Source organism: Neoluteolibacter marinus (genome assembly GCF_014904755.1).
Classification (GTDB): domain Bacteria; phylum Verrucomicrobiota; class Verrucomicrobiia; order Verrucomicrobiales; family Akkermansiaceae; genus Haloferula; species Haloferula marina.
In genome coordinates, this window is the sequence record NZ_JACZFQ010000006.1 from 97566 (window position 1) to 106903 (window position 9338).

The window sequence follows — 9338 nt, forward strand, 5'->3', positions numbered from 1 at the left end:
CGGTGGCTGGCACGCATCGTCACGAAGCCCGGATTGGACGAATGGCCGGGAGCGCGTAAGATGCGCTCATGGCGGTGGAACGACGAAATGTGTTAGGCGGGGTGCTCGAACCGTGTTCGACGCAGCCGATGACCGGGTTTTTCCGCGACGGTTGTTGCCGGACCGGCCGCGGCGACGTCGGGGTGCACGTCGTGTGCGCCCGCATGACCGAAGGTTTTCTCGAATGGTCGAAGTCCCGTGGCAACGACCTCACCACCCCGCGGCCGGAGTTCGAGTTCCCCGGCCTGCAGCCGGGTGACCGCTGGTGCCTGTGCGCCGCCCGCTGGAAGGAGGCGCTCGACGCCGGACAGGCGCCGCCGGTGGTGTTGGAGTCCACCCACGAGTCGGCGGTCGAGTTCCTCGATCTCGACGACTTGCGCGCCCACGCCCATTGAATCGTCTGGCCCCGCAAGCGCATCGGATTCAGGGTGCGGGCATGATCGTCCGGCCGCTTCCTGTTTGCCTGGCGCTGGCCGTGGCCTCCGCCCGCGCCGAGCCGATGACGGTGGAACGGCTTCCCGTGCCGGTGGAGCTCTCGCTGCCCGAGAACCACGATCCGGCGAAGAAGTGGCCGGCGGTGTTCTTTTATCACGGCCTGGGCGGGCACCCGACGACCACCATGATCCGCCGCCACACGGGCGCGAAGGATTGGATCGTGGTCGGCATGACCTTCTCGTTCGAGGGGGCGTTCCGCTACTCGCCGGACAATCTCAAGAAGGAGCTGGCGATCTTGCAGGGGGTCCGCGACCGCCTCGCCGCGGAGCAGGGACTCGATCCCGGGCGCTTGTTTGTCTCCGGGTTCAGCCAGGGTGGCTGGGTCAGCGGGATGTTCTTCCAGGCCGATCGTTCGCTCGCCGGTGCGGCGATCCTGGGCGCGGGGCACATGAACCAGCTTTCGCCGCAGCCGGCCAGCTATCCGGGCACTCCTTTGTTCCTCGGGGCAGGCCGCATGGACGGGGTCTATCCGTTCGCTCTGAAGGCCCGGCTCTTTTACGGGAAGCTGGGTGCCGCGGTGACGATGGAGACCTGGCACGGCTTGAAGCACGAATTCCCCGGCGACGGATCGCCGGGTTTGACGGAATGGTTCACGCTGCGGAATGGCGGTGTCCCCGACACCAACGCGATCGAAGCAGACTATGCGAAGCTGTTGGAGCTGCCGCCTTTGGCGCAATGGCGGGGCTTGCTGGATCTCCGTGAGCGGCCCTTCGTGAATGCCCCCGGGCAGCCGTGGCCGGAGACGATCCGCAAACGGATCGCGGTGCTGGAGGCGGATCCCGCGGTGGCCGGGGAGGCGAGGCTGTTCGGCCGGCACCGCCACCTCTTGGCCGGGGAGGTCAACATGAAGACCCTCGAGGATCTGGCCAAGGTGAAGGACGGCTACGACGTGCTGGTCCTGGAGGCCGGTGACAGCCCGCAAACGGAACTCATCGAGGCGGACCGCCAGCGGGTGACCGGTTTGTTGGAGAGCTTCGAAGCCCAGCGCGCGCAGCAGCCGCCGGAAGAAAAGCCGGTGCGCCCGGATTTCCCGAAGTCGGACCGGGGCATCCCGCGCAATCCGCTGGTGCGGTGACGATCACTCCAATAGCTCCGGATAATACTTCCGGGCGAGGCCGACCGTCGCGTCCATGATGTCGTTGCTGAGCGGCGTCTTGATCGCCTCGTCGGCCATGGCGGCGCACTCGGCGTGGCTGAGCGCACGGATGGCGCGGCGGACGCGGGGCACCTGGTGAGGGCCGACGGAAAGCTCCTCGACGCCGAGTCCCAGCAGCAAGGGGGTGAGGCGGATGTCGCCGGCCATTTCGCCGCAGACCCCGGTCCAGATGCCGGCATTGGCGGCGGCATCGACGGTGCGCTTGATCAGGCGCACCACCGCGGGGTGGGTCGGCCGGTAGAGGTTGGCGACGTGGTGGTTCACCCGGTCCACCGCGACGGTGTACTGGATGAGGTCGTTGGTGCCGATCGAGAAGAAGTCCACCTCCGGCGCGATCAGATCGGCGACGATGGCGGCGCTGGGCAGCTCGATCATGACGCCGGTTTCGAGGCGCTCGTCGAAGGGGACACCCTCTTTCGAGAGCTCTTCCATGCACTCCTTCAGGTAGTCCTTGGCGCGGCGGACCTCGCTGAGGCCGGAGACCAGCGGGAACATCACCGCGAGCTTGCCGTGGACGCTGGCCCTCAGGATCCCGCGGAGCTGCTCCTTGAACATCCCGGGGCGGTCGAGCGAAACGCGGATCCCGCGCCAGCCGAGGAAGGGGTTGGGCTCCGGTTCGGTGAGCGGCTCCACCGGCAGCTTGTCGCCGCCGGCATCGAGGGTGCGGATGATCACCGGATGGGGCGACAGCGCCTTGGCGAGCTTGGTGTAGGCCTCGGTTTGTTCGAGTTCCCCCGGCATCTCCTCGCCGTCGAGCAACAGGAACTCGGTCCGGTAGAGGCCGACGCCCTTCGCGCCGCTGTTGGTGACCAGGGCGAGCTCGTCGAGGAACTCGATGTTGGCGGAAAGCGTGATCTTGCGCCCGTCGGTGGTGGCGGTGAGGGCGTCCCGCTGGGCCTCGAGGTCCTGGCGGACCTTCTCCTTGCGATCCCTCAACTCGCGGTAGCGGGCCAAGGTCTCTTCGGACGGGTGGAGGATCAGCTTGCCGGAATAACCGTCGAGGATGGACGGGGTGAGGGTGCGGATGTCGAGTACCGCGTCCTCGATGCCGACGATCGCCGGCAGCCCGAGCGAGCGGGCGAGGATCGCGGTGTGCGAGTTGACGCTGCCCAGTTCGGTGGCGAAGCCGACCACATGGCGGCGGTTGATCGCGACCGTGTCGGACGGGGTGAGATCGTAGGCGACGAGGACGTGCTGCTCGTCCGGGGCAACGTGGCGGACGACGTCTTCCGGGCGGAAATTCCTCAGCACCCGTTGGCAGACGTCCTCGAGGTCGGAGGTGCGCTCGCGCAGATAGGGATCCGGCACCCGGCGCATCGCTTCCAGGAAATGCTGCATCACCGCGTAGAAGGCGAACTCCGCGTTCTGTTTGCGGGAGGCGATGGCATCCGCCACCCGGTCGAGCATCGCCCGGTCCTCGAGCACCATCAGGTGCGCTTCGAAAATCTGGCTCTCCGCCTCGCCGGAGATCGCCTTGATGCGCTCCTGCAGTTCGTCGAGCTGGACCTTGGTCTCCTCCAGCGCGGCGCGGAAGCGCTGCTGCTCCGACTCCACGTCCTTCTCGCTGATCTCGTAGACCTCGGGGGCGGAAAATCCCCGCGCGACAACGTGAACCGGCCCGATGCCGATCCCGGGAGACACCGGGATGCCTTGGAGGACGGATTCCTGCGTGGAGTGGATGGACATTTCCGCACTCATGCTGCGAAGCCGCGCCCGGCGTTCAAAGAACAAAAATCATCCGTTCCGGGCCAAAGCGCCGCTCTCCGGTCAAAAAAATCACTTGGACGGAACCCGCGCATCCTCCTAGGCTCCGGCCCGTCCCGAACGAACTATCCCGATGCCGCAGCGCGAATTCACCATTCAGAACAAACTCGGCATTCATGCCCGTCCCGCGGCCCAATTCGTGAAGACGGCCAGCCGCTTCACTTCCGAGGTCCGCGTCGAAAAGGACGGCGAAGAAGTGGATGGCAAGAGCATCATGGGCCTGATGATGCTGGCGGCCGGCCACGGCTCGGTGATCATCGTCGGTGCCGACGGTTCCGATGCCGAAGCCGCGCTCGACGCCTTGGCCGATCTCATCAGCCGCAAGTTCGAGGAGGATTGAGCGCGGCCGCGGTCCGCTAGACCTCGCCCGCCATGTGGCGGAGTAGGCGCTGGTTGAACTCGTCCGCCATGTTGTAGCCCAGGCGGCGCAGCTGTTGGTCGAGCGCCGCGATCGCCACCATGCGCGCGGTGTCGCGGCCCGGGGCAACCGGGACTTCGACGTGCGGCACTTGCTGGCCGAGGATCTCGAAGGACTTCGGTTGCAGGCCCAGGCGGTCGATTTCGTTCTGGTCGGCGTAGGCGATCAGGGTGACCACAAGGTCGAGCCGCTTTTCCGGCCGGATCGACGCGAGGCCGTAGAGGTTGGCGACGTTGACGATGCCGATGCCGCGGATTTCCAGGTAGCCCCGGGAAAGGGCGGGGGCGGAAGCGGTAAGTTCACCGCCAGCGTACTTGATCCGCACCATGTCGTCGGCGACCAGGGCACCGCCTTTTTCGATCAGGCCGATGGCGGTCTCGCTCTTGCCGGCGCCACTCTTGCCCATGATCAGGACGCCGATGCCGCGCAAGTCGACCATGCATCCGTGGAGGGTGACATTGGGCGCGAACTCGTTCTCCAGGCGCAGGGTCGCGGCGTTGAGGAACTTCATCGTCACCAGCGTGGTGCTGAAGACCGGGATGCGGTGCTCCGCGGCGATCGCCATGTGCGCCTCGGTGAGCTTCGACCCGCGCGAGACGACGATCCCCGGGATGTCGCGCTCGCACATCCGCCGCAGCCGCTCCGCGCTCATCTGCGGCGTGAGCTTCTTCAAATAGGACATCTCGGAGTTGCCGAGCACCTGCAACCGCTTCTTGGCAAAGTAGCTGAAAAAGCCGGCCAGGGCGAGGCCGGGGCGGTTGGGCGCCGGCTCGCTGATCGGTCGCTCGAAGCCGTGTTTTTCGCTCAGCAGGGTCAGGGAAAGCCCGGCGGCGTGGCGTTCGAAGAATTCGCCAATGGTGATCGAGGCCGTTTGCTTGACGCGCGGTGTCATTCGTTGCCGAGGCTAACGACGGCCCCGCCGGGATGGCGATGGGAAAAGCTGGAACCCGCGTCAGAAGGTGGTCGAGATCCCGATCGACACGATGTCCGCGCTGCCGGTCGCCCGGCCGGTGAAAACGCCGGTCGCGGCACTGCCGTCGCGGATGTTCACGTCGTCCGCGAAGACGTGGCAGTAGGCGGCGTTCAGCATCCAGCAGGGGTGGAATTCCCACGAGAAGCCTGCCGTCAGCCAGAAACGGTCCGCGTCGGGGATGCGCAAGGTGACGGTGCCGGCGGGCACCGGGCTGCGGTCGTACGAGGCACCGGCGCGGAAGGTCCAGGTCTCGCTGGCGCGCCAGGTCGTGCCGAGGGCGAAGCGCCACGAGTCCTTCCAGTTCTCCTGCGTCACCGGCGGTTGGACCGCGGCCCCGGCGACCTGCGGAGCGAGCTGTTGGAAGGTGCTCCAGTGGGTCCACATCACGTCGCCGTGGATCGACCAGTCGCCGAGATCCCGGACCGCGCTGAACTCCACGCTGTCGGGGAGTTCGACGTCCAGGCTGACGGGGCCGTTGAAGGGGGCGAGCACCGACACCGCCCGGCCCTTGAGGCCGAGGTCGATCGCCGAGCGGTAGTGCAGGCCGAAGCGGGTGCCGTCCGCCGGTTCGAACAGGATGCCGGCATTGAAGCCGTAGCCCCAGTCGTCGCCGGCGATGTCCAGGGTCGGCAAGGTGGAGGGGAGGGTGGACGTGATTTTGCCCTTGGCGTAGAGGGCGTCGAAGCCGCCGCCCACCGACCATTGTTCGTTGATTCGCCAGGCGAGCGAGGGGTTCAAGTTGAAGGAAACCAGCTCGCCGAAATCGGCCACGGAGCGGGCGGCGAAGAAGGTGGGGTAATTGGTCTTGAGCCCGAAGGTGGTGTAGGCGCCGAAGCCAATGCTGAGGCGATCAGTGATGCGCCAGGCGAGGTAGGTGTGGGGAATGTAAGCATCGGAGGCGATGTTGCCGGCAGGCGAGGGAACGACCGTGCCCGGAGGTGCCGGTGCAGGTGGCGCGTAGGTGCCGTTGACTTCCACCTCCGCGAAAATCGCGCTGGCACCGATGGCGAAGGACCACTCGTCCTCCAGCAGCAACATCGCGGCGGGGTTCGACGCGAGGACGGAGGCGTCGTCGGCGATCGCCGCCTCCCCGGAAAATGCCCGTCCGAGACCGCTGGCGGAGCGCTCGTGGAGCTGGAATCCCGCGCCGGAAGTGGAGCCCATCAGGGCGAGGGAACAGGCGGCGAGGAGATTCTTCATGAGCGAAAGTTCGGGGGGGATTCGGCAGCGTGACCCTAGTTTTAAGCATGACGGCAATGATGACGCAAGAAGCAGGCAGAGCGGGATTCATTCCACCCGGTTGGCTTCTCGTGCGGGAGGATTCGCTCGTTCCATTTCGGTCGGCATCGCCGCCTTTCGTTGACATCGTCCTGTCCGCTGTTCCTCTCGGCCCATGTCCGTTTCGTCGCCTTACCAACCGCCACGCTCGGAGCCGACCACTGCCCCCGCTTTCGGGCCGAAGTTCCCCGGTCTCCGCGATCCCGTCGGCCGTGTCCGCCTCGTCGGCATGGTCGAAGGCCTTTCCTTCCTCGTCCTGCTGGGCATCGCCATGCCGCTCAAATACCTGGCCGGCATGCCCATGGCCGTGCGCGTCACCGGCATGATCCACGGCGTGCTGTTCCTGCTCTTCCTCCTCGTCATCTTCCAGGCGTGGGGAAACAAGGCGCTCACCACCAGGCAGTCCGCGATCGCTTTCCTGGCTTCACTGATTCCCTTCGGTCCCTTCTTGATCGACCGTCGCCTCGCGGCAAGCGCGACACGATCGGAAGATCCAGCGGGTTGACAGTCAGGCATCCCCGGGCCAAGGCTGCCGCCGCCATGCCAGCTGCTCCTTCCGACGTCAACGCCGCGCCCGCCGATGCCATCGTCAGCCCGACGGGCCTCGCCTCGAAAGTCATCAAAGCCGGCGACGGCGCCGAAAAGCCGGGTCCCGCGGACACCGTGACGGTGCACTATTCCGGCTGGACGACCGACGGTAAACAGTTCGACAGCTCGGTCGACCGGGGCAAGACGATCTCCTTCGCGCTCAACCAGGTCATCGCCGGCTGGACCGAGGGCCTGCAGCTGATGGTCGTCGGCGAAACCCGCCGCTTCTGGATCCCGGGCAACCTTGCCTACGGCGAAAACCCGCGGTCCGGTGCACCGAAGGGCATGCTGGTCTTCGACGTCGAGCTGTTCGGCATTGAGAAGGCCCCCGAGCCGCCGCCGGTTCCCGAGGACGTCGCCGCCCCGCCGGCCGACGCGCACACCACCGCCAGCGGCCTCGCCTCGAAGGTGCTTGCCGCCGGCAACGGCAGCCGCCACCCGAAGGCGACCGACACGGTGGAAGTCCACTACTCCGGCTGGACCACCGACGGGAAGCTCTTCGACAGCTCCGTCGTCCGCGGCGAAACCATCGAATTCCCGCTCAACCGAGTGATCCCCGGCTGGACCGAAGGCGTGCAGCTGATGGTCGGCGGCGAGAAGCGCCGCTTCTGGATTCCGGCCAAGCTTGCCTACGGTGAGAACCCGCCGCCGGGTGCCCCGGCCGGCATGCTGGTGTTCGACGTCGAATTGATCGACATCCTCTGAGCTTCGCTGCAAATCCGCCGCCTCCATGTCCACTTCATTCGAAAACGTCACCGTCCTGGCCAAGGCCAACGTCTACTTCGACGGCAAGGTCATCTCCCACTCCCTGCAGCTGGCAGACGGCCGCAAGAAGTCGCTCGGGATCATCTTCCCCGGTGAATACCACTTCGGCACCGCCGACCCGGAAGTGATGGAAATCACCGCCGGTGCCTGCGAGGTCGTGCTCGACGGCACCACCGCGAAGATCGTCGTGGCGGCCGGGGCTTCCTTCGATGTTCCCGGCGACAGCGGCTTCACCATCACGGTGACGGATTCGCCCTGCGAATACATCTGCTCGTTCGGAACGCCTTGATTCAGGCTCCGGGCGAGGTATGGAAGGCCCCGCCATGTCACTGCTCCGACTCGTCCTGCTGTTGCCTGCGGTCCTGTTGGCCTCCTGTGCCATGCACCTGCCGGCACCGGAGCCGGGCGTGGCGCGCATCGAGACGCAGTCGATCCATGTCGCGACCAGCGAGACCGTGCCGGTCCACCTGCTGGCCGACAAACTCCACACCGCGCTGGTTTTCGAGCTCGAGTGGCTGGAGCAGTGTGGCTTCGAGAAACCCCCGGAGATCGGCAATCACAAGTACGTGGTGATGAGCTGGGGCGACGAGGTCGCCTATCTGCAGGAGCGCTGGCTTTCCGTCGGCGAGGTGGCCGGCGCCTTGTTCGCGCCTTCGCCTTCCGTCATGGAATGCATCCCGATCGACTGGAAGGTCGAGCAGGTCTGCCATCACCAGCGGGTCTTCGTCGCCGATGTCCCGCGATCCGCCGGCTATTCCCTCGCGGCCTTCCTCAATGCCTGCGCCGCAAAGAATCCGGCCGGGGGCCCGCTGACGATCGGCAAGTCGAGCTGGGGCAACGGCCGCCTGATCCGCTGTCCGGAGAACTATTCCTATTACTTCCCCCGGATCTGCAATGTCTGGACCGCCCAGGCGCTCGACAGCTGCGGGTTTTCCATCGCCGTCCCGGCCGCGCTTTCCGCCAACGGCCTGGTGCGCCAGGCGACCTCCCGGAAGAACGGCTTCCGCAAGATCTGGGATGGCGAAAAGGACCCGCGCCACGCCGAACTGGAGGCGGAGCTCAAGCGACGGGGAATGTGAAGCCCCGGTGAATTCGCCGTGACCCGGCGGATCAAGGTGGCGGCCCGCCAGCCGCGCTGGTGGAATCGCCCGGATGAAGCGGAAGACCATCGCCCGGCTGCTGATCTATGGAGGAGTCGTCGCGGGCTTCCTGATCTGGCGGCCTTACCACGATGGTTGCATGCGCTGGGGCTTGCCGCTCGTCCTTGCCGCCTGCTGGGTCGGGCTGGTGATTGCGTTGTGGAAAAAACCTCTGCCGAGAGCGGCGGCGATCGTGGGTCCATGCCTGCTGTTGCTGCCGCTGGCTCTGCCCGGACGCGACCTGGATCGCGCGCGACTGCGGGAGGACTACCTCGCGGCGATGCAGGCCTTTGACGGCTGCCGCTACGTCTGGGGTGGCGAGAATGCCCGGGGCATCGATTGCTCGGGGTTGCCGCGCCGGGCCCTGCGCGATGCCTTGCGGCATCAGGCGATCCGGGGCAACGGCCGTGCCGCGAGGATGTGGCTGGCACAGTGGTGGTTCGATACCAGCGCGCGGGCCATGGGCGAGGGCTATCGTGGCTTTACCCGCCCGATCGGAGTGGAGGGACCGCTCTGGAAGCTCGACCCCGCGGAGCTCGTCGCCGGCGACCTGGCCGTGACCCGCGGCGGCAGCCACGTGATGGTCTATCTGGGTGGCGGATCGTGGATCCAGGCGGACCCGGGGCCGGGAAAGGTCTTCATCGCCCGCGCCGACGAGGATGACAATCCGTGGTTCCGTTGCGAGGTCAGCCTGCACCGGTGGACCGTCTTGGAATAGGAATC

At 66.5% G+C, this 9338-nt stretch carries 11 protein-coding genes; 8 read left to right on the forward strand and 3 right to left on the reverse strand.

The features are described from left to right. Positions 1 to 68 precede the first annotated feature (68 nt). Together IG178_RS01605 and IG178_RS01610 are read left to right on the forward strand one after the other, a co-directional pair. The gene (locus IG178_RS01605) at positions 69 to 434 is read left to right on the forward strand and encodes a DUF2237 family protein (protein ID WP_193210744.1); all 366 of its coding nucleotides are present in this window, start codon (positions 69 to 71) and stop codon (positions 432 to 434) included. 41 nt (positions 435 to 475) lie between these two features. Continuing rightward, positions 476 to 1609, forward strand: coding sequence for an alpha/beta hydrolase (locus IG178_RS01610; protein WP_193210745.1), 1134 nt, complete (start codon positions 476 to 478; stop codon positions 1607 to 1609). A 3-nt stretch (positions 1610 to 1612) separates the two neighbouring features. Here the strand turns inward: IG178_RS01610 and ptsP are convergent, their stop codons facing one another. Beyond that, positions 1613 to 3376: a phosphoenolpyruvate--protein phosphotransferase gene (ptsP, locus tag IG178_RS01615; protein ID WP_193210746.1), complete on the reverse strand. Its 1764-nt coding sequence runs from the start codon at positions 3374 to 3376 to the stop codon at positions 1613 to 1615. A 151-nt stretch (positions 3377 to 3527) separates the two neighbouring features. Here ptsP and IG178_RS01620 point away from each other — a divergent pair, with 151 nt between their 5' ends. Beyond that, positions 3528 to 3794, forward strand: coding sequence for an HPr family phosphocarrier protein (locus IG178_RS01620; RefSeq protein WP_193210747.1), 267 nt, complete (start codon positions 3528 to 3530; stop codon positions 3792 to 3794). Positions 3795 to 3810: 16 nt separating this feature from the next. Here IG178_RS01620 and hprK read toward each other — a convergent pair whose 3' ends face one another. Next, a complete protein-coding gene (gene hprK, locus IG178_RS01625; protein WP_193210748.1) occupies positions 3811 to 4764 on the reverse strand; it encodes an HPr(Ser) kinase/phosphatase in 954 nt (317 codons plus the stop codon). A gap of 60 nt (positions 4765 to 4824) precedes the next feature. Then, on the reverse strand, positions 4825 to 6045 hold the full coding sequence (locus IG178_RS01630) for an OmpP1/FadL family transporter (RefSeq protein WP_193210749.1): 1221 nt from the start codon (positions 6043 to 6045) through the stop codon (positions 4825 to 4827). A 193-nt stretch (positions 6046 to 6238) separates the two neighbouring features. Between IG178_RS01630 and IG178_RS01635 the strand changes: the two genes are divergently transcribed. The 5 genes from IG178_RS01635 (at position 6239) to IG178_RS01655 (ending at position 9333) form a co-directional block, all read left to right on the forward strand. Beyond that, the gene (locus tag IG178_RS01635; protein WP_193210750.1) at positions 6239 to 6628 is read left to right on the forward strand and encodes a DUF3817 domain-containing protein; all 390 of its coding nucleotides are present in this window, start codon (positions 6239 to 6241) and stop codon (positions 6626 to 6628) included. A 35-nt stretch (positions 6629 to 6663) separates the two neighbouring features. Continuing rightward, complete coding sequence (locus IG178_RS01640) at positions 6664 to 7416, forward strand: FKBP-type peptidyl-prolyl cis-trans isomerase (protein ID WP_193210751.1); 753 nt, start codon at positions 6664 to 6666, stop codon at positions 7414 to 7416. Positions 7417 to 7441: 25 nt separating this feature from the next. Beyond that, on the forward strand, positions 7442 to 7765 hold the full coding sequence (gene ppnP, locus IG178_RS01645) for a pyrimidine/purine nucleoside phosphorylase (RefSeq protein WP_193210752.1): 324 nt from the start codon (positions 7442 to 7444) through the stop codon (positions 7763 to 7765). 34 nt (positions 7766 to 7799) lie between these two features. Next, the gene (locus IG178_RS01650; RefSeq protein WP_193210753.1) at positions 7800 to 8555 is read left to right on the forward strand and encodes a DUF2459 domain-containing protein; all 756 of its coding nucleotides are present in this window, start codon (positions 7800 to 7802) and stop codon (positions 8553 to 8555) included. Positions 8556 to 8628: 73 nt separating this feature from the next. Continuing rightward, on the forward strand, positions 8629 to 9333 hold the full coding sequence (locus IG178_RS01655; protein ID WP_193210754.1) for an NlpC/P60 family protein: 705 nt from the start codon (positions 8629 to 8631) through the stop codon (positions 9331 to 9333). The last annotated feature ends 5 nt before the right edge of the window (positions 9334 to 9338 follow it).

Coding starts and splice junctions, on each gene's coding strand:
- IG178_RS01605 (WP_193210744.1), top strand. CDS start 69: ATGGCGGTGGAACGACGAAATGTGTTAGGCGGGGTGCTCGAACCGTGT.
- IG178_RS01610 (WP_193210745.1), top strand. CDS start 476: ATGATCGTCCGGCCGCTTCCTGTTTGCCTGGCGCTGGCCGTGGCCTCC.
- ptsP (WP_193210746.1), bottom strand. CDS start 3,376: ATGTCCATCCACTCCACGCAGGAATCCGTCCTCCAAGGCATCCCGGTG.
- IG178_RS01620 (WP_193210747.1), top strand. CDS start 3,528: ATGCCGCAGCGCGAATTCACCATTCAGAACAAACTCGGCATTCATGCC.
- hprK (WP_193210748.1), bottom strand. CDS start 4,764: ATGACACCGCGCGTCAAGCAAACGGCCTCGATCACCATTGGCGAATTC.
- IG178_RS01630 (WP_193210749.1), bottom strand. CDS start 6,045: ATGAAGAATCTCCTCGCCGCCTGTTCCCTCGCCCTGATGGGCTCCACT.
- IG178_RS01635 (WP_193210750.1), top strand. CDS start 6,239: ATGTCCGTTTCGTCGCCTTACCAACCGCCACGCTCGGAGCCGACCACT.
- IG178_RS01640 (WP_193210751.1), top strand. CDS start 6,664: ATGCCAGCTGCTCCTTCCGACGTCAACGCCGCGCCCGCCGATGCCATC.
- ppnP (WP_193210752.1), top strand. CDS start 7,442: ATGTCCACTTCATTCGAAAACGTCACCGTCCTGGCCAAGGCCAACGTC.
- IG178_RS01650 (WP_193210753.1), top strand. CDS start 7,800: ATGTCACTGCTCCGACTCGTCCTGCTGTTGCCTGCGGTCCTGTTGGCC.
- IG178_RS01655 (WP_193210754.1), top strand. CDS start 8,629: ATGAAGCGGAAGACCATCGCCCGGCTGCTGATCTATGGAGGAGTCGTC.